The 20123-nt window shown below is 49.3% G+C and carries 16 protein-coding genes; all 16 read right to left on the reverse strand.

The window, feature by feature from the left end; translation table 11 throughout:
* Positions 1–170: 170 nt before the first annotated feature.
* Positions 171–1868, reverse strand: coding sequence for a DNA polymerase/3'-5' exonuclease PolX (polX, locus tag E3J62_10655; GenBank protein TET44310.1), 1698 nt, complete (start codon positions 1866–1868; stop codon positions 171–173).
* A 4-nt stretch (positions 1869–1872) separates the two neighbouring features.
* Positions 1873–2781 carry a histone deacetylase gene (locus E3J62_10660; GenBank protein ID TET44311.1) on the reverse strand — a complete coding sequence of 303 codons (909 nt, stop codon included), beginning with the start codon at positions 2779–2781 and terminating at the stop codon, positions 1873–1875.
* Between the two features lie 263 nt (positions 2782–3044).
* The gene (locus E3J62_10665) at positions 3045–4385 is read right to left on the reverse strand and encodes an aminomethyl-transferring glycine dehydrogenase subunit GcvPA (GenBank protein TET44312.1); all 1341 of its coding nucleotides are present in this window, start codon (positions 4383–4385) and stop codon (positions 3045–3047) included.
* A gap of 1 nt (position 4386) precedes the next feature.
* Positions 4387–4779, reverse strand: a complete 393-nt coding sequence (gene gcvH / locus E3J62_10670; protein ID TET44313.1) for a glycine cleavage system protein GcvH — start codon at positions 4777–4779, stop codon at positions 4387–4389.
* Positions 4780–4818: 39 nt separating this feature from the next.
* Positions 4819–5925 carry a glycine cleavage system aminomethyltransferase GcvT gene (gene gcvT, locus E3J62_10675; protein TET44314.1) on the reverse strand — a complete coding sequence of 369 codons (1107 nt, stop codon included), beginning with the start codon at positions 5923–5925 and terminating at the stop codon, positions 4819–4821.
* The gene (locus E3J62_10680; protein ID TET44315.1) at positions 5918–7516 is read right to left on the reverse strand and encodes an amidohydrolase; all 1599 of its coding nucleotides are present in this window, start codon (positions 7514–7516) and stop codon (positions 5918–5920) included. The genes gcvT and E3J62_10680 overlap by 8 nt, the downstream gene beginning before the upstream one ends.
* A complete protein-coding gene (locus tag E3J62_10685; GenBank protein ID TET44316.1) occupies positions 7510–8019 on the reverse strand; it encodes a hypothetical protein in 510 nt (169 codons plus the stop codon). The genes E3J62_10680 and E3J62_10685 overlap by 7 nt, the downstream gene beginning before the upstream one ends.
* A gap of 460 nt (positions 8020–8479) precedes the next feature.
* Positions 8480–10174 (reverse strand): long-chain fatty acid--CoA ligase, encoded by a 1695-nt coding sequence (locus E3J62_10690; protein ID TET44317.1) that lies wholly within the window; start codon positions 10172–10174, stop codon positions 8480–8482.
* Entirely contained in the window at positions 10171–10827 is a 657-nt protein-coding gene (locus tag E3J62_10695) for a site-2 protease family protein (protein ID TET44318.1), read from the reverse strand. Before E3J62_10695 ends, E3J62_10690 begins: the two co-directional genes overlap by 4 nt.
* The gene (locus E3J62_10700; protein TET44319.1) at positions 10828–12117 is read right to left on the reverse strand and encodes a CCA tRNA nucleotidyltransferase; all 1290 of its coding nucleotides are present in this window, start codon (positions 12115–12117) and stop codon (positions 10828–10830) included.
* Positions 12118–12924: a carboxylating nicotinate-nucleotide diphosphorylase gene (nadC, locus tag E3J62_10705; GenBank protein TET44331.1), complete on the reverse strand. Its 807-nt coding sequence runs from the start codon at positions 12922–12924 to the stop codon at positions 12118–12120.
* 35 nt (positions 12925–12959) lie between these two features.
* Positions 12960–14972 (reverse strand): excinuclease ABC subunit UvrB, encoded by a 2013-nt coding sequence (gene uvrB, locus E3J62_10710; protein TET44320.1) that lies wholly within the window; start codon positions 14970–14972, stop codon positions 12960–12962.
* Positions 14973–15150: 178 nt separating this feature from the next.
* A complete protein-coding gene (locus tag E3J62_10715; GenBank protein TET44321.1) occupies positions 15151–17580 on the reverse strand; it encodes a tetratricopeptide repeat protein in 2430 nt (809 codons plus the stop codon).
* Entirely contained in the window at positions 17577–17942 is a 366-nt protein-coding gene (locus E3J62_10720) for a hypothetical protein (GenBank protein ID TET44322.1), read from the reverse strand. The genes E3J62_10715 and E3J62_10720 overlap by 4 nt, the downstream gene beginning before the upstream one ends.
* A gap of 62 nt (positions 17943–18004) precedes the next feature.
* On the reverse strand, positions 18005–18295 hold the full coding sequence (locus tag E3J62_10725; protein ID TET44323.1) for a nucleotide pyrophosphohydrolase: 291 nt from the start codon (positions 18293–18295) through the stop codon (positions 18005–18007).
* 121 nt (positions 18296–18416) lie between these two features.
* On the reverse strand, positions 18417–20120 hold the full coding sequence (gene recN / locus E3J62_10730; protein TET44324.1) for a DNA repair protein RecN: 1704 nt from the start codon (positions 20118–20120) through the stop codon (positions 18417–18419).
* Positions 20121–20123: the final 3 nt, after the last annotated feature.

The following is a 20123-nucleotide window of genomic DNA, read 5'->3' on the forward strand; positions in this document are numbered from 1 at the left end:
CGGAGCACAGTCCGGCAGTTTCCTTTCCTCGGTCTCAAGTGAACTCAAATCGCAAAAACCGAACTGTCTCTTCCGAACGATCCTAAAAGCGAGCGATTCCTGAATCTACTTGATGCGATAGCAGAAGTCGATTCAATTATCAACGAGGAATTGGAAAAAACGAATCCACGTCATTTCCTTCTCCGCAGCAGATGGTCTGCCTTAAGGGTGTTCAATAAATCTTTCTTCTCAAGCCAGCCCCTTCTGGCAACACCCACGCCAAGACTGACATACCATAGAGTCTCCACGCTATGAGAATCTGTCCCTATTGACATCTTGACTCCCATCTCTTTTGCTTTCTTCGCGTTCAAATCATTGAGGTCCAGCCTGTCGAAATAGGCGTTTATCTCAAGTGCGGTCCGGGTTTCTGCCGCCGCTTTCATCACTGCCTGGATGTCAACTTCATAACCTTCTCTTCGGGAGATCAACCTTCCGGTGGGATGACAAATCACATCCACATGTGGGTTCTGCATTGCTCTTATCATTCTGTGAGTAACGTTTTGCCTGAAACCTGAATGGATTGACGCGACCACTATGTCAAGTTTTTCCAAGATCTCATCGGCAAAGTCGAGTGACCCATCTCTGAGAATGTCAATTTCTATCCCCTTGAGTATTCTAAACCCCTTAAGCTTCTCGTTAAGCTCGTCAATCTCTTTAGTCTGTCTGCGTAGAGTTTCTTCGTCAATACCGCCCGCATACTTTGCATACTTCGAGTGATCACAAATGGCTATGTATTTCAGCCCGAGCTTCTTTGCAGAAGCCGCCAAGTCCTCAATGGACGCGTTCCCATCAGAATACGAGGAATGAACGTGGAGGTCTCCGAGAATGTCCTCTTTCTCCACCAGCTCTGGAAGTCCTCCACTCTGAGCCGCCTCCACCTCTCCTCTGTCCTCCCTCAATTCAGGAGGAATCCATGGGAGCCCGAGAGCTCTATATACATCCTCCTCCCTGACTCCTGCGATCCTTCTTTCTCCCTTGAAGATCCCGTATTCACTCAGCTTTAGCCCTCTTTCCCTCGCCATAGTCCGCAGCTTCACATTGTGAGCTTTGGACCCGGTGAAGTATTGAAGGGCGGCTCCAAAGGCGGCCGTTTTCACAACTCTCAGATCGACCTGCGTCTCATCATCAATCATGACTGACCCTTTGGTGCTTCCCCTGGCTAGAATATCCGTAACGAATGGAAGCTGTGTAAAGCCCTTCATAATCTCCGACCGCCTGGCCCCTGTGGCAAGAATATCAATATCGCCCACTGTCTCGGCCATCCTTCGCAGTGAGCCGGCGGGTGAAATATCCTTGAGGCCCTTCCGGGATTTCATGGCATCCACTATCCTGAGAGCGATGGGAACTGCTTTTCCTAGAGGTATTCTCCCTTTCGCCTTCTCGAACAGATCAATCCCTTTCCCTATGTTTTCTGTTTTTTTCTCACCCATGCCTGGCAAATGGGCAAGACTCCCATCTTCTATGACTTTCTTTAGATCATCCAGGTTCTTGACACCCAGCTTCTCGTGTGCCAGTGCTAATGTCTTTGGACCCAGCCCCTGTACACCCAGAAGGTCAAGCAGTTCCTCCCCGATTCCGGCAGTTACTTCCACGTACTTGGTCATCTTTCCTGTCGTCAAATATTCATCAATCTTCCTGGAGATGCCCTCTCCTATCCCGGGGATTTCCTTAAGCTTTCCTTCGGAGTGGAGTTCTTCAATATCGTTGGTCAGATCCCTGAGAACCCTCCCCGCTTTTCTATAAGCATTGATGCGGAAGACACTCTCCCCTTTCAATTCTAGAGCGTCAGCAATCCTCTCGAAGAGTTCGGCTATCTGACGGTTCTTCATGTTCTTAGTTCGTCTTTCCCGAATGTTCAATTTTTTCACAAACCAGGCACGTATTCACGTGTATTTCGACCGTATCCATGGTGTTTGCTGCGTACCCCCCAGCAAGAACAACTGCCACAGGAATATCCCTTTCTCTTGCAGACTGAATCACGATTGTATCCCTCTCTTTCAACCCCTCTTTGCTCAACTGCAGTGTACCAAGCTTGTCTCCCTCATACGGGTCCGCACCTGCAACATACACCATCAAATCCGGATTGTGGCTGTCCATAATCCTGGGTACATGAAATCGGATCTTCTCAAGATATTCCTGGTCACCTGCGAAATAGTCAAGTCCTACATCCAGATCGCTTCTCTGCTTTATGGGGTAAAGGTCTTCCTGATGAATCGAAAAGGTGAACACATCCGGATCATCGAGAAAAATGTAAGCAGTCCCATTCCCCTGGTGCAGGTCACAGTCGATGACTGCAAGCTTCTTTGCGATTTCCTCGTTCTGCATCTTGCGTACGGCTACCGCAATGTCGTTCATGTAGCAGAAACCTTCCGCGTGGTCGGGAAAGGCATGATGGAAACCTCCCCCTATGTGGAATCCGATCCCACACCTCATAGCCTCAACGCAGGCAAGGATGGTTCCTCCCACCGTCAGTCTGGAGAACTCAACTATCTCGGCCGTGAGAGCCATTTCGGAACGGACTGTTGAAGAAGCCCATCTGAGACCTAAAAGATCCTCAAGATACTCGGGTGTGAGAGCGAGGAGTAAGTCTTCTTTGGTGGGCATTCGGGGCTCACACACTCTGGAATTGTCAAGAGATCCGAGTTTTTTCAGCGAGTTGTATATGAGTCTGTACTTTTCAGCAGGAAACACATGGCCCTGAAAGTCAACGCCGTACCTCGCAGAATACACATACTTCACCAATTGCGTAACTCTCCGATTTTGTTGGCAAAACCGAACTCAGGATCAAATCACAAATTCCAGGTTCAAAACAAATCGCAAGCTCCAAATCCCAAACTGAAGACAAATTCCAAGCACCAGACTAATCCCAAACTCCAAACAGGTCCCAGGCACGGACGGAAATGGTCGCTTACTCTGCGGTTTCGATTATTGATCTTCGCTCATAGCTTGAGATTTGGTCCTTGGAATTTGTTTGCAATTTGGTCCTTGGTTATTGTGATTTGTTTCTAGTCTGGCCCCTCCCTCAACAAGGAAACCAGGGAATCCATCTCCTGTTTTGTCCTCTTCTCAGTTACTGCCAGAAGAAGCATATCCGACAGCGAGCTGTCGAATCTTCCTAAAGGAACACCGGGGATGAACCCCTTTTCCACGAGCGAAGCGATGAACTTCTCAGGATGGATGGGGCACTTCACTGCAAATTCCTTGAAAAAGGGGGCAGAGAAAGGAAGCTGAAAACCGTCCAGTTCCGAAATACGCTCTGCCAGGTAGTGGCTTTTCTCCATGCAAAGCTTCGCTGCATCACACAGTCCCTGTTTTCCCATAAGCGCAAGGTAAACACATGAGGAAAGAGCACAAAGGGCTTCATTGGTGCATATGTTTGATGTGGCTCTCTCTCTTCTGATGTGCTGTTCCCTCGTCTGAAGAGTCAGCACAAAACCCTCCTGGCCATCAAGATCTGTTGTTCTTCCCACAAGCCTTCCGGGCATTTTCCGCACGTGCTCACTTTTGCTGGCGAATATCCCCAGAAACGGACCACCAAAGCTTGAAGGGAGACCCAGAGGCTGTCCTTCACCTACAGCTATGTCTGCCCCGTAGTCTCCCGGTGGCGCAATCACCCCGAGGGAGACTGGATCAACGCAACTGATTAACACTGCACCCGCATCATGCGCCATCTTCGCCATTTCAAAGACGTCTTCCAAACAGCCGAAGAAGTTGGGTTGCTGAACGACAATCGCACAAGTGTTGTCACCAACTTTGTCGGACATATAGTCCAAATCTGAAACACCACTCTCATGTGGTATTTCAATCAAGCAGCAAAGATGGTGGAGATAGGTCTTGACTGCGCTCCTGTAGCGTGGATGTATGGTGGACGCAAGGATTATCTCTTCCCTTCCGTTTATTGATCTACCCATGAGAGCAGCTTCGGCCAGGGCAGAGGCTCCATCATACATGCTTGCATTGGAGACCTCCATACCGGTCAGTTCACATATCATAGACTGGTATTCGTATATCACTTGCAGGGTACCCTGGCTCACCTCAGGCTGATAGGGAGTGTACGCTGTATAGTATTCAGCCCTGGACACTATCTTGTCAATCACGCTGGGGATGTAGTGGTCGTAAACTCCAGCACCCATAAAGGAGACGGCATTTTCTTGACTCACATTCTTCCGGGATAGGGAATCGGCCGCTCTTCTAACCTCCATCTCTGAGAGAGGTTCCGGGAGGTCCAGGCGGGATTTCAACCTCAATTCCTCAGGGATGTCTTGGAGCAGAGAAGCGAAGTCGGCAACTCCAATCCGCTCCAGCATTTTTCTTCTATCTTCGTCTGTGTTTGGTATGAACGGCATGTTAGTGCCCGGTTTCTTTGGTCAATTTGCCATAGTCCTCGGCGGAAAGAAGAGAACCAGTCTCCGGTGGATTGTCCATCTTTATCTTCAACATCCACCCTTCTCCATAGGGATCTGAGTTGACCAGCTCAGGCGAGGTAGAAAGAGATTGGTTTATCTCCACTATCTCTCCACTTACCACGGCGAGCAAGTCTACCACAGCTTTCACTGCTTCTATCGTGCCACACTTTTCGCTCATCTTGACTTTGCTTCCGACCTTGGGAAGCTCAACATACACAACATCTGAGAGCTCATTCTGTGCATAGTCGGATATCCCGGCCACTGCAATGTCGCCATCGATTCTCGCCCACTCATGTTCTCTCGTATACTTCAGCTCCGGGGGTATCTTACTCATCCTTTCCTCCCATGTTTCCTTAAACGCCGCTTCACGAGATCATCTCTTGAGAGATGTGCTCTTGACGAATGGTGAGTTGATTATCACTCCTTCCACTGATTTTCCCCTTACGTCGATTTCGATCCCGGTCCCCTCAGCCTCCAGACCTAATTCAACATATCCCATCCCAATCGACTTCTCGATATTTGGGGAGAAGTTCCCGCTTGTCACATCGCCTATCCTTCTCCCGTCAGAAAGGATGGAATAACCCTGTCTGGCAATGGCCTTGCCCTTCACTTCGAATGAGACGAGTCTTCTCTTTAAGCCACCTTCCTTCTGCTTGACAAGAGCGTCTTTACCCACGAACTCATCCTTCTTCAACTTCGTCACCCAACCAAGCCGTGCTTCTAGAGGGGTGGTCGTCTCATCTATGTCGTAACCATACAGGCAGTACCCCATCTCCAGCCTCAAAAGATCACGCGCACCCAGAGCAACCGGCTCAATCTCACTCTCATTACCCGCCTCCAGAATTGCATCCCAGAGAAGGCCTGCATCGTCTACATTCGAGTAGATTTCAAAGCCATCCTCTCCCGTGTATCCAGTTCTGGAGACCAACACCTCCTTCCCGGCCACCTTTGTATATTGGCAGTAGTAGTATTTGATCTCTTCCAAATCAAGATCTACGAGCTTGCCCAGGATCCGCTGAGAATCAGGGCCCTGAAGAGCGAGTTGTGAAATACTGTTGCTGGTGTTTTCAATAGATACTGTGCCGGCAAAGCCGAGCTTGTAATCCACTATCCATTCGAGGTCATTCATAGTGTTTGCTGCATTCACCACCAGGAGGTATTTGTCACGCAGCCTGTACACCAGCAGATCATCAACTATCCCTCCGTCTGGATAACACATGCAGGTGTACTGCACCTGAAACTCATTCAGACTGGCTGCGTCGTTCGTTATTATCTTGCTCAAAAACTCGAGGGCATCACTCCCGGTGATTTCTATTTCGCCCATGTGTGATACATCAAAGAGTCCGGCAGTGGATCTCACCCTTTTTGCCTCAGACATGATCCCCTTCTGATAAGCCACAGGCATCTCAAACCCGGCGAACTTGACCATCTTGCCGCCAAGTCTTACGTGCCTATCATAAAGGGCAGTTCTCCTAGGCATATCCGGCACCTTGCCTGGCCTCTGCCTGGCCTGACCCGGGAAGTTTGTTTATGAGTACCTTTCCATTTTGGATGACGAGCACAACTTGAATATCCTCGATCTTGTCCGGCTTGAAAGAAAACGGGTCAGCAGACAGTCCAACTACATCGGCAAGGTAGCCCGGCTTGATTACACCAATCTCCGACTCCTTGTGGGCTATGTATGCTCCCCCCTCTGTAAACATCTTGATCGCTCTCTCCACACTCAATCTCGATTCTTCGGATGGATGGTTTACCGCGCAGTGAATTCCATATATAGGGTCAACCGGAGTGATCGGAGCATCCGAGCCGCCTGCAATACGTACGCCATGCTTCAACGCGGTATTGAAAGAATTGAGCCTTCTTGCCCTGTCTTTCCCAAGTCTTCTCTCATACATGCCCTCAGTCTGACCCCAGAAACCCTCAAAGGCTGGCTGCATACCCAGGCATATCTTCAACCTGGCAATTCTTTCAAACTGTTCTTCGCGTACGTATTCGGCGTGTTCTATCCTGTGTCTCTGATCTCTGACGCCAGACTTGGCCAATACTTTCTCATAGCAGTTTATGACCTGCTCAACCGCTCTATCTCCTATTGCATGGACTGCAATTTGGAGATTAACTTTCTCTGAAAGCTCAAAGAATGACGTCAGTTCCTCATCTCCCAAATAAAGGCACCCTTTGTTTCCGGGATCGTCGCAGTAATCTTCAGAAAACGCGGCCGTTCTTGAGCCAATTGAACCATCAACCAGAATACAGCCGCCGATTCTATCAAGACCCATGCCCAGTATCTTATTCACGTCTCTGGTTTGAAAGTACGGAACTATCCTTACTGGAAGCTCCTCCAGAATCCCCTTGAGGATCTCCCAATCCTTCCTTTCTGGGCTTTCGTCTGCACCTATGAGGCAATGGACAGTAGTGACACCTTTCTCTGCCGCATTCCAACATCCTTCAATGTATGCGTCTTTCATTTCACCTTCGTCAATCATCCCGTGAAACCTCTCAAGAGCCACCTGGTTTGCCCGCTGTCTGAGCACACCAGTGGGTTCGCCGGTTGAAGGATCAACCTCAATCCCGGTCATCTCCCCGGACAAACCCAGAAGTTTGAACGCAGCACTGTTCAATATGGAACTATGTTCATCGCGGCGTTTGACAAATACAGCCCTCTCCTTGAAGACAGAATCGAGTTCTGCTCTTGTGGGATACCTCCCCTCTCTAAGCGACTCAGGATCCAACAGAGAGGCCCTCACAACGCCGCCCTTTTCTCCGGCGTTCCTTATCATGTCCAGTACATCATCTATGGATGAAGCAGAGGTCAAATCCACTTCTCGCAGCGAGAGCCCGTATGAAAGCAGATGGACATGGCTGTCTATGAACCCTGGAAAAACGGCCACTCCCTGCAAATCGAGCTTTAGAGAAGCATGAGCGGATGAAAGCTCATCGTTACTCCCCACGCGTCTAAACCCCCCAGACTCGATGAGGACAGCTTCAGCAAGGGGCTTTGCCTCATCCAATGTGTGAATCTGGCCATTGCAAAGCAAAAGCGAGTTCCCGGTCGAATCAGTTTTCTCTACCATGCCGATACAATCTCACTTATTATGTCACGGCCAAATTTCAGTGCTGCCTCAGATATGGCATCATCTTCGGTTTCTGAGTCAAGGAAGTATGTTCCCCATTCAGCCATCTCTTTCTTATGCAGAATTGGTTCATCAGTTTGAGCATCCTTGTAGAGTACACTTAAAGTTATGGTAACCTTGTCTTGTTTCACATTTCCAGATTCGTCGTAGGAAAACGCAGCTCTGCTGAAGTTAGTGATTGTACACAGAAGGATACTGTCTGCATTTCTCTCAGCCACCACCTTCAGTCTGCCATCTTCAACAAATGCATCCAGAGCCTTTTCAGTAAAAACAGTTTCAAGCCCATACTTCAGGGTAGTGTTTTCAAACACAGGAATTGCGACGGTCCTTATCTCGCCTCTGAGAGCTCCGGTGAAGCCATACATGCATCCGCAAGCACTTGCAACACAAATGGATAGTGCTATTAATATGAAGTCGAGTCTAAACTTGTTTTTGTCGGTCATGGCCCGATTATAGTACAACACGCGCAGGCCAAGCGTCAAGCAGAAACAGACTGAACAATGGTTCAAGAGTTCAAGTGTTCAACGGTTGAATGAACCCTGAGCTGACAGCTTGCATACGTTGTACGACCAAAGCTGCTGCAGGCTGTAAAACGGGCTACACGGGCGAAGCCCCGCAAACATGGCACCGGGGAAAAGGGTGGGGTTCTAAAACCGGCGATCCGCAGTCTGTTGGAAGCAGATCCTTCGCTCCCGCTCCCTTCGATCCTCTCAGGATTAACTCTTTGTAAGGAGCTCACTGCGCTTCGCTTGCGACCTCTAACAAAGACTAAACAGGACGAAAAATAGCTCATGTCCTCTCTGAGGGACATGGGTCTTTTTCGGTTCGCAGTTTGAAGTTTGCAGTTTCTCAGTTTATTTCGCACTTCGCAATTCGTACTTTGTACTTTATGGCCGTATATCTTTAGAGCCTTAAGGCTTTCTCCTGAAACAGATACCGCTTTATCTTTCCTGTTGCCGTCTTGGGGAACTCTTCCTCTCTCAGTTCGAACTCCTTCATTTTCTTGTAGTCTGCCAGGCCTTCATTGCATTTCTTCACTTCTTCCCCAATCAGAGCTTCGACTTCTTCTTTTGTGTACGCCCTTCCCTTCACTTCGCCCTCAGCATCTATCATCTCGTAGTCGGGATAGACCATGGCATGAATTCTTTCCCTCTTGGTCTGAGGATCAGTCCTTCCCACAACAACAACCTCCTTCACGAAATCGGATTTCAGAAGTTCTTCCTCTATCTCTTCTGGATAGACATTCTTTCCGGCTTTGGTGACGATCAGGTTCTTGCTTCTGCCGGTAATGTAAAGATAACCATGCTTGTCCAGTCTTCCAAGATCACCTGTGTAAAGCCAGCCGTCCCTTATTGTCTTCGCGGTCCCCTGTGGATCCTCGAAGTAGCCGAGCATCACACTATCGCCCCTTACCGCGATCTCGCCGATTCCATTCTCATCAGGATTGTCGATCCTCAGGTCGATTCCAGGTAGAGCCGGGCCCACAGAACCAAGCCTCTCCTTCCCCTCCCTGTCCACAGTGACGACTGCAGAGGCTTCTGTCAGGCCGTAACCTTCAAGAAATGTGAAACCGAGCCTCCGGAAGGCCAGCCCAACCTCAGGAGAAAGCGGGGCACCTCCACAAATCATGAGCCGAAGTGTCTGGAGACCTGCTCTCTTTCTCAGAGATTTGAACAACATCTTTCCAGGACGCACATGGAGGTGTTCCAGCCCCTTGGAAATACCCCAGGCTGTCCTGAAAAGACCGCGGTCCAGAACACGGGCATTTTTCAGTCTTCTGTGGATACCAGCAAGAAGCTTCTCATACAGGAGCGGTACACACAGCATTATGGTTGCACCTGAATCCTGTATGTCTTTTACTATTTCGGTCGACTTAAGACTGCGCGCGTAGGTCACACTCGCACCTTTGGCAAGTGGCGAGAGCATACCGCATGTCGCCTCAAAGGTATGATAGAGAGGAAGAACCGAAATGAGATTGTCAACAGAACCGTAACTCAAACCCTCATACGTTGACATGACATTGGAAACTATGTTCTTGTGCGAAAGCATCACCCCTTTTGCTTTCCCGGTCGTCCCGGAGGTGAAGAGGAGGACTGCAAGCCCCTCAGGCGAAGGCATGGGAGGAAGCGATTGCGCATCTTCTCCCTTAACGATAAGGTCAGCCAGGGTTAACTCTGATTCGCCATCCAGAGATATGACTCCTTTGAAAAAGCGGAGCCCTTCAGTTATCTCAAAGGCCTGCTCAAGGTGCCTGGCGGAAGCAAATAGATACTCCGACTTCACAACTGACATTATGTGCCTTAGTTCCTGAGTCTTCAGTTGAGAACAGAGGGGAACAGCAGTGCAGCCTGCTCTCAACGTGGCAAGATACGAGATCGCCCACTCGGGCCTATTCTCAGACAGAATTGCTATGCGGCCAGCAGGACTCACTCCCACTGCAACAAGGCCTCCCGCAACCTTCTCCGACCGAGACTTCAGTTCCTGAAAAGAGATCTGGAAAAACCGTCCGCCTCGTCGTATCTGCAGCGCAGGCTTGTCCTTGTACGTCTCGGCCGCAAAATCCACTAGTGCAGGTATTGTCCCGAAGCGTGGGCTCATAACCCTATCAGTCTAAAGATGTAGAACATGGTCTTGCCTGTGAAAAGCAATGAAAAAATGCCGACAAAAGGAAACACGAACAGGCCGATAATGGGCCGCCCAATTGTGAATAGACCTAGCAGTATGATAAATCCGAATCTCTCGTATTTGGCATAGCCCTCTTGCATGCGATCCGGAAGTAGCCCTTTCAATATGCCAGATCCGTCCAGAGGAGGAACCGGGATGAGATTGAACGCCGCAAGAACGAGGCCGATTATTACTCCCCAGGCAAGCATAACGATAATGGGGCCTGAAGAGAAGAAAAGGAGAGACACCCGTAAGATGAGGCCGCATATGAAAGCAAATATCAGGTTGGCAGCAGGCCCTGCGAGAGAAATCCAGATCATATCCTTCTTGGGGTTCCTTAGATTGAAAGGATTGACTGGAACTGGTTTCGCCCAGCCGAAGATGAAAGGTGAGCGAACCAGTATGAGGAAAGCCGGAAGGATTATCGTCCCGATTGGGTCAATGTGAGGCAGGGGATTCAATGTTATCCTGCCCATCATCCTGGCAGTAGAATCACCGAATTTCTCTGCAATTAGTCCATGAGCAAACTCGTGCACGGTCAAGGCCAGCAGAAAAGGAGGAATCGCCCACACCTGAGCACCAGACATTCAAGAAACCTCCACTATCTTTTTTGCAAGCTCCATTTCATCTTCGTAACTTCCAACAACTCCATCAACCCTCGCGTCAAGAACCTTCTCGAGGATGGTTGAGAAGATGGGCCCTTCGCTTATTCCAAGCCTCTTTATGTCATCGCCTGTTATCAGAATCCTTTTTGTCCTGTAGTTTTTGATATGCTCCTCGATCCTCTTCTTTGCAATCTCCTTTTTGGCAAGCGAGTACATATAGACCAGGCCCTCCGGGGAAAGACCTTCGAGAATTCTATACACCGAAGACGGTGCAATATCCTCATCGCTATCCAGCCTTGTCACCTCAGGCTTGGCCATCTTCACCTGGATTATCTTCTGAATCTGTTTCTTGGGCAGAGAAAGCGACCTCGCAAAGGCAACCGCCTGACCAAACGGAAGGGCGTCGGCAATCGCGATGGTATACACAGTCCACGTTTTAGGCTTCAGGGACTTTCTGAACTTCCCAATCGAATTCTGGATTCTCTCAACATGCTTTTTGTCTGGCCCTCTTAGCCCCCGGGCTAGATGTCCAAAGATGTTTAGCTTTCGCATCCTTTCGGCAATCAGGTCTGGCCTTTCCTCGCTAAAGGCGAGTTCAACTTCATACCTCTTCCTCTCAGGAGTCAGTCTTTCCAGCATTCTGGAAGTGAGAGCATTCTTCAGAAGCTTTTCGGTCTTCTCATCCATCCTGAAACCGAGTCTCGTCTCAAACCTCACGGCGCGTACGATCCTGGTGGGATCGTCTTCAAACGACTTGTCGTGCAGGACTCTAACGACTCCTCTCGACAGGTCTCTTGCTCCTGAGAACAAATCTATCAGCTCACCGAAGGACTTGCGATTGAGAGCGATGGCCATGCTGTTTATGGTGAAATCTCTTCTGTACATATCATCCTTCAGATTGCCTACCGACACTTTCGGAAGCACAGCAGGGCTCTCGTACTCCTCTCTTCTCGCTGAAGCGATATCAATTCTTACGCCGTCTTTTGATTTGATCGTAGCTGTCCCAAAAGTTCCGTAGGTCTTCAATTCGCCTTTGATTTCATCTTTTAGAGCTCTCGAATACTCAAGACCGTCACCCTCAACGACTATGTCAATGTCCAGACTCGGTTTTGAGAGCAGAATGTCTCTGACAGAACCTCCAACCACAAACGTATTTGTATCCCTCTTGTCTCCCACCTTGCCGCAAATCTGGAAGACCTGAAATACTCGCTCACTCAGATTCTCGCGGATCATCTTCAGAATGTCTTCTCTCTTCCAACTGGATACGACCATTCACACACCTATCTGGCGAAGCCTGAGGCTCATATCAATCGCAGCAGCAGAGTGAGTCAGTGCTCCCACCGAAATATATCTTACGCCGGTCTCAGCCACTTTTCGTACGTTCCACAGATTGATCCTGCCCGAGGCCTCGAGCTCAACTCCACCAGCCATCTGTACAGCTTTTGTCATGTCCTCTATTCTTATGTTATCGAGCATAATCCTGTCGACGCCCGTGTCCAGAGCTACACGAAGGTCTCGCAAATTGCTGACTTCCACCTCTATCTTCATACCGGCACCATCGGCCTCCTTCACCTTCTTGACCGCTGCCTCTATCCCTCCCGCTGGCTCCAGGTGACTCGTTTTGATCAGCACCATATCGTAAAGGCCAAATCTATGATTCTCTCCGCCGCCGACGCGAACTGCGTATTTTTCTAACATCCTGAGGCCCGGTGTGGTCTTTCTCGTGTCCATAATGATTGTTCCGGTCCCCTCAACAGCCTTCACAAATTCGTAGGTTAGAGTTGACACTCCGGACATTCTTTGAACCAGATTCAAAGCCACCCTCTCGCCTGTGAGACACGACCGGGCGCGACCCTTTATTCGGGCACAAACCGATCCATAGGAAAGCGTATCCCCATCTTCCATCAGTTTCTCAAACTCTAGCTCGGGATCAACCTGCTCAAACACAGCCCTGGACACTTCTACGCCACACAGTATTCCATCTTCTTTGGAGGTTATCACGCCAAGAGCGCGAGCCTCTTCGGGGACTATCAAGTTGGTTGTTACGTCGCCCGAGCCAATATCCTCCTTCAGCGCCATACGGACAATCTCCGCGACCTTACCTCTATCCGGATTCACTTTCTTCTCATCCAAGAAGAGCCTCCCAGCCTTATCTCAGCCTCAATTTTTCTGATCCTGTCTCGGAGTCTGGCAGCCTTCTCAAACTCAAGTTCATCAGCCGCCTGCTTCATCTCCTGTCTCAATCTATCGATGGCATCCAGTCTATCAAGATCGGTAACATAGTCTTCCTTTTCTTCCCCAACCTTTTCCAATTCCTTGGCGTCTGCTACTGATGTTGCTCGCATCACCTCATCTACAGACTTGACAATGCTCCTTGGCTTTATCTCGTACTTCTTGTTGTATTTAACCTGCTTTTTTCTCCTCCTCTCCATCTCTTTCAGAGCACGCTCCATCGAACCCGTAATTTTATCAGCGTACAGAAGAACTTCACCAGCCAGATTTCGGGCAGCCCTCCCCGCTGTCTGAACCAAAGAGGTCTCAGATCTCAAGAACCCTTCCTTATCCGCATCGAGTATGGCAACCAGCGAGACTTCCGGCAGATCCAAACCTTCTCGCAGCAGGTTGATGCCAACAAGAACATCGAAGTCAGCCAGCCTCAAACCTCTCAGTATCTCCACCCGCTCGATCGCCCCTATCTCAGAATGCATGTATCTCACTTTGATTCCAAGGCCTCTCAGGTAGTCTGCCAGATCCTCTGCCATCCTCTTTGTCAGTGTAGTGACCAGCACCCGTTCCTTATTCTCCACCCTTTTCCTTATCTGTTCAAGCAAGTCGTCAATCTGGTTCTCTGCCGGCTTTATGCTCACCTTCGGGTCAACCAGACCTGTCGGCCTGATTATCTGTTCGACGACAACCCCCTTGCATTTCTTCAACTCAAACTCCGCAGGGGTAGCTGACACAAATATCACCTCATTGATGAGCGACTCAAACTCCTCAAACTTCAGAGGTCGGTTGTCAAGTGCAGATGGCAGCCTGAAACCATACTCCACAAGGGTCTCTTTCCTTGACCTATCGCCATGATACATACCAACTATCTGAGGAATCGTGACGTGTGACTCATCGATTACCAAAAGGAAGTCACGCGGGAAATAGTCTAGGAGACAGGAAGGTCTTTCCCCAGGTTTTCTTCCGTCAAGCTGCCGGGAGTAGTTTTCTATTCCGGGGCAGTATCCCACCTCCTTCAGCATCTCCATATCATATCGGGTGCGAGTTTCGAGCCTCTGAGCTTCGAGCAGTTTCCCGGCCGACTTGAACTCCGCAACTCTCTCTCCCAGCTCTTTCTCAATGTTTTTCAGGGCATGAGAGACTGCTGGGTAGTTGGTAAGGAAGTGTTTGGCTGGATAGATAAGAACCTTTATCTTTTTCTCGATTTCCTGACCCTTGAGCACGTCTATCTCGTAGACATCGGCAATCCTACTCCCGTCGAAAACCACCCTTACGCCCTTCTTCTCATATGCCAGGTGTATGTCAACAACGTCTCCTCTCACCCTGAATGATCCCCTGGCAAAATCCAAATCGTTCCGGACGTACTGTAAGTCAACGAGAGACCGGAGGAGATCATCTCTTTCCATCTCCTGGTCAAGTTCCAGCGAAATCAGCTTAGCCATAAACTCCTGGGGAGCGCCTATATTGTAAATGCAGGATACGCTTGCAACTATCACCACATCCCGCCTCTCGAGAAGACTGGTTGTTGCCTTCAACCTGAGCCGTTCTATGTCATCGTTTATGGAGGCGTCCTTTTCTATGTAGGTGTCGGTCTGAGGTACGTAGGCCTCGGGTTGGTAGTAATCATAGTAACTGATAAAATATTCGACGGCGTTATGTGGGAAAAAGCCAGTGAACTCTCCATAGAGCTGGGCGGCCAGTGTCTTGTTGTGGGAAAAGATAAGGGTCGGTTTCTGCACCTTTGCAATAACATTCGCAATTGTGAAAGTCTTGCCAGAGCCGGTCACCCCAAGAAGAGTTTGACAGCGCTGGCCGCGCTCGATGCCGCGAACAAGCTGCTTTATCGCTTCTGGCTGATCACCCGTCGGTTTGAAATCCGAAACAACTTCAAATTCACCCATATCACCGTATTTTAGATGCCCCGAACCATATAGTCAAGGTAAACAAGCAAACGTCAAATGACACCTCCAAATTCCAAGCTCCAAATAGATCCCAAATCACAAATCACAAACTTGAACCGCCATTCGTTTGGAATTTCGGTCATCGGTTATTGGAATTTGCTTGTCATTTGGTGCTTGGTCATTGGAATTTGTCTGTTATCCCACGCAGCCGCTCTATCTCGTTTCTAGCATATCCGTTTGAAGGGTCTATTTCCAAGATTCTTTCGTAGTACTCCACGGCTTCTGCTGTGTCCCCAAGATCCCTGTAGTTTTCAGCCACACGATACTGAAGATTCAAATCCATGGGGAGCAGCTCCAGGCCTTCTTGCAGGACATCCACAGCCCTCATCAGAAGATTCTGCTCCCTGTAATTACCTGCGAGTGCGATATAGACCCTCACATTCAGCGGGTCTAACTCTATCATCTTCCTGTACTCGGCTACCGCAAGGTCATATCTTCCGATCCTCCTGTAACACTGTGCGAGTGCGAGTCTGGCTCTGTCCAGCCTGGGCATAAGTCCCAGCGCAATATTGAACATCCGAGCGGCATCACTGAAACCACCTTCTGCTGCCAGAGCAGCTGCATGCTGGACAAGGCCAAGCGCCTTCTCAATTGACTCCCATGCAACATTGACCAGGCTGTCAGAGAACGAAGGGCCCATTTCCTCAACCATAAAGAGTGAAGGATCATACTGAGGTGAGTAGCGGAGATAGTGTGCTTCTTGTTCTCCTGGTTTCTCTCGAACTTCAAAAACTCTGAAGTAGTCGGTCTGGAAAATCGGCGTGAAGTAGTGAAGCCCTTCGGGTGCAAAGTGCAGCTTGAAGGCCGCGCAGTCCGTCATCAATTTGAGGTTGTCGGTTAAATACCTATCGCCCAGCTCGCCGTTATCCAAGAGCTGGTTAGCTTCGTAAAGCACATGGTCGGCTCCATATTTCCTGCACACATCGTAGAGTTCCTTTTCTGTCCGGAAAAAAGAAGAAGTACACTCATACACTTTCTCCCTTATGTGCTTCGTCTCAAATATGGGATGGAGTACGGCGGTTCTCTGACCGTAGGTCGCAATCATTGGGCTGACAGCAAAACGCGCGAGAAAAACGGCATCCGCCCGAGTAAATCTTTCTATCCATCTGAAAATCTCAGTCCTATCCCTGTCGTGGATGGATGGCCTTTCAACTTGGGGCCTCTTGATGCGCCTTAGAGTTTCCGTTATCGGTGAAGGTCTCAGGTGTGTAGTCGCTTTGAATGCCTCAAACGCAAAAATGACCGACAGCAAAGATAGGGCTATGAACAGTCCTTTTCCCCTCAACAACTCGTAGATACCTGCAATCAGTACTACAATAAAGAATACCGCAAAAATCTCCAGCCTTCTAATGAAAAGAAAGAGCAGAAAGAATACGAGAGACATGAATAGAATAATCTCCTGGCTCTGTGTTGCCCTTCTTCTTACCCATCGACGGAGTAGAACTCCTAAAGGGTAAATGGAAGCCAGGATGATTGCACCAAATCCATAAAGGAATGAGAAGAGGCTCGGACTCTGGAAAGGCCCCAGCCATAACAGGCGGGCATCGCGAGAGAGAGACCCAGGATCATCAGGTTTGTCCAGGAGGAATTGTGCTTTTGAGAAAACCAAAGAGTACACGTGGCCATACTCTCCTCTATTCGGCGTAAGAAGAGCGACAAGAACAAGGGAGACGATAATCAGAGGAATCAACACGCCCGCTGCTGTACGTCTATCCATTCTGAACCGAAGAGAGGCTGCATAGGTGACAACGAGACAGTACCCGATAACCGCGGAGAAGGATGCGAGAAACAGCCTTGCTCTCAAGGGCTCATTCAAAAAACCTGCGAGCACAGCAAATCCAACCACGTACAATGTGGGCCTCATCACCGGCTTGAGGTCTGCTCTGGAAAAAGCAACGATTGCCACACCTACAAGGAAGACCAGAAAATAGAAACTGCTGAGGTGCCAGGACGAGAGGGCAAGAAAAGTGAACACGCCCGCAAAAAAGCCATAGGCATTTGCCGCCTTTCTATTCTGAGAGTGACCAATCGAACCAAGAAAGAAGTATAGGCTAAAGAATAGGAAAGGAAGTGCAAACTCCTCCCTCAGGTAGTGGCCGACCACCCTTTCGAAACTCGGGATTGATACAGCATAGAAAGCCGCTGCTATGAGGCCTGACATCCGATTTTTCCAAACGGAGCTACCCACGAAAAAAACAGCTACAACAGGGAAACTTGAAAAAATACACACAAACCATTTCAGGTACAGGTCAAATGAAACTCTTGGGTTGAACGCCGAAAATATCCTGTATGTGAGACCTATGGTCTTGTCCTGAAAAAGAAAGAGTAACGATCTTACTTTTAGTCCTTCGGGTGCCTGGAGTTTCTTGTCGACTTCCGGTATCTGTTCACCTCTTGAAACCATATTTGCGTACCGGTATCTCATTGCCGAGTCGCTCACGTAAAGGGGCTTTTCTGGGTATGCGCGCGCCTTAAAGGCTACATTGGCGGAAAGAAATCCTGCCAGAACGAGAAACAGGGCGATCCACTTGAGCAGAATTCTACTCATGACCGTGCGACGAGGACCAATCCCCCGCAAACAACGATAGTTCCAATCAGTCTGGGTATGCTGAATGGTTCTCTAAAGAGCCATACCGAGAGGAAGAATATCAAGATGTAGCCAATGCTCAACATCGGATAAGCGAAACTCAGTTCTGCCTTGGAAAGGCCGATGATCCACGAAAAAGCACTGACTGCGTAAAGAAAAACGCCGAGAAGAATGATGGGTTTGGAGAAAATCTGCACGCCAATCTGGAATATTTTGGTCGGGTGGAACATGATCTCACCAATCTTCAACATTCCAGCTTTGAATGCGACCTGCCCAAGGACGTTAAGGAATACACTGGTCAACAAGAAACTGATTCCTTTCATGGCGCCTCCTCACTTTGTGAACCTACGGCGAAGCCTCTCCTTTCCCTGAATGAGATCCGTTTTCATCCCCTCTCGCTGCACTGGCAGGGAATCTGACCACATTTGGGACATCCATCTTTGTACTTCTTAATAGCCTCCTGCATGTCGATTCCGGCAATTGTGGCCAGGCTGACCAGCCATGCTGCAACATCTGCGAATTCCTCTCTTGCCTTTGAAATATCATTCAGGAGCAAAGCCCTGGAAAGCTCTCCCACCTCTTCTGTGAACCACATGAAAGTTCCCGCAAGCCCTCTTGCACTATCCTTTTTGAAATAGATACGCTTTATCAACTCCTGAAAACCTGCCACTGTCATCAAAGCCTCCCCCTTGGTAAACGGTCACTGCCCAAATAGACATGACGCGCCGGAAACGAAGCTGTTGTCGCGCCTACATCTGCCAGTGCAAAACTCTGGCCTCTCGTGCTTTCTCAATTCTTCACCCCACACTCTTCAGCATCTCTCTTGCAGCGTTCAGGGTTGCGTCTGTAATCTTCTTTCCACCAAGCATCCTTGCGACTTCCATCACCCTGTCCCGAGATTCCAGAATGCTTATCGATGTAAAGGTTTGCCTCCCCTTCACCTCTTTTGTCACCGCATAATGATTGTCCCCCTGAATAGCTATCTGGGGAAGGTGAGTGATGCATATCACCTGTCTGGATTTGGCAACCCTCTTCAGTTTCTTCCCAACCGACTCAGCAACCCTCCCGCCGATACCTATATCCACCTCGTCAAAAATGAGGGTTCCCACCTTGTCTACATCTGAGAGAATACTCTTGAGTCCAAGCATTATCCTCGATGTTTCTCCACCGGAGGCAATCCTGGCCAGAGGTTTGACCGGTTCTCCCGGGTTTGCGGACAGAAGGAATTCCACCATGTCAATGCCATTGGGAGACGTGGTGAACCTCTTCTTCTCAACGACTACTGGTCCCTCATCACACTCCTCTCTATCGATCTGCGCCACAAACCGGCACTTCGCCATTCCAAGCTCCTTCAGTACTGCGGCGACCTTCTTTTCAAACTCCTCAGCGGTCGTTTTCCTTGCCTCTGAAAGAACTCGGGCAAGAGCGGACATCTCCTTTTCGGTATTTCTTACATCTTCCTTCAACTCTGTCACATCTAAAGAGCTTTGATCCAGTCTTTTTAACTGACCATCAATGTGGTCCCCGTACTCCAGCACTGATTCTATTGACCCACCATACTTTTTTTTCAATGATCTGATCACGTCGAGTCTGGTCCTCACGTCCTCAAGCCTCTCAGGGTCGTGGTGGATATCGTCTCTGTACCGGCCTATTCCCCTGCCTATCTCATCAAGCTGATTGCTCACGGATGTAATCTCTTCCAGATGAGGTTTCATACTTTGGTCAATTCCTGAAATCTCTTCGAGCAGCCGTTTCAGTGAAGCCACAACCTCCGATACGCTCCCTTCGTCCTCGTACAGCCTGTGGTAAGCTTCACTTGCGGCAACAATCAGTCTTTCGCTGTTCTCGAGGACTTTCCTTTCTGACTCGAGCGCTTCCTCTTCGGCTTCACCCACATTTGCAGATTCTATCTCCCTTTTCTGGAACCTGTATAGCTCTTCAGTCTCGCGCAGCCTCTCTGCTTCTTTCTCTCTCCTTCCGATCTCTTCTGTTAGCCTGTTTCGCTTTTCGAAGAGTCCACTGAACCTCTCCCGCTCTTTCTCTATTCCCGCAAAGCTATCGAGGAAATCGATATGAGTCTCTGGCTTGAGCAAGGCCTGGTGTTCGTGCTGCCCATGGATATCGACCAGTAAATCAGAGGCAAGTCTCAAATCCGAGAGCGTAACCGGACTACCATTCACATAGCATCTCGTCCTCCCCGTTCTGTGGATGACTCTTTTGAGTGTTAACTCTTCTTTGTCTGTCGTGAAGCCGGAATCCTTAAGCCTCTTGATAGTCTCTTTCTCCCCCCCGAGGTCAAAGGTGGCTTCCACCTCGGCAAAATCCCTGCCCGCGCGGATTGTGCCGGAACTTCCTTTCTCGCCGAGCGCAAGACCAAGTGCTCCGACTATGATTGATTTGCCCGCGCCCGTCTCACCGGTCAGGATGTTCAGACCCTTTTGGAAGCTGACGTTGATCGTCTCCATCAGGGCGTAGTCTTTTATGCGAAGCTCGGAAATCATCTG

Source organism: candidate division TA06 bacterium, from assembly GCA_004376575.1.
Taxonomy (GTDB): domain Bacteria; phylum Hydrothermota; class DG-26; order E44-bin18; family E44-bin18; genus E44-bin18.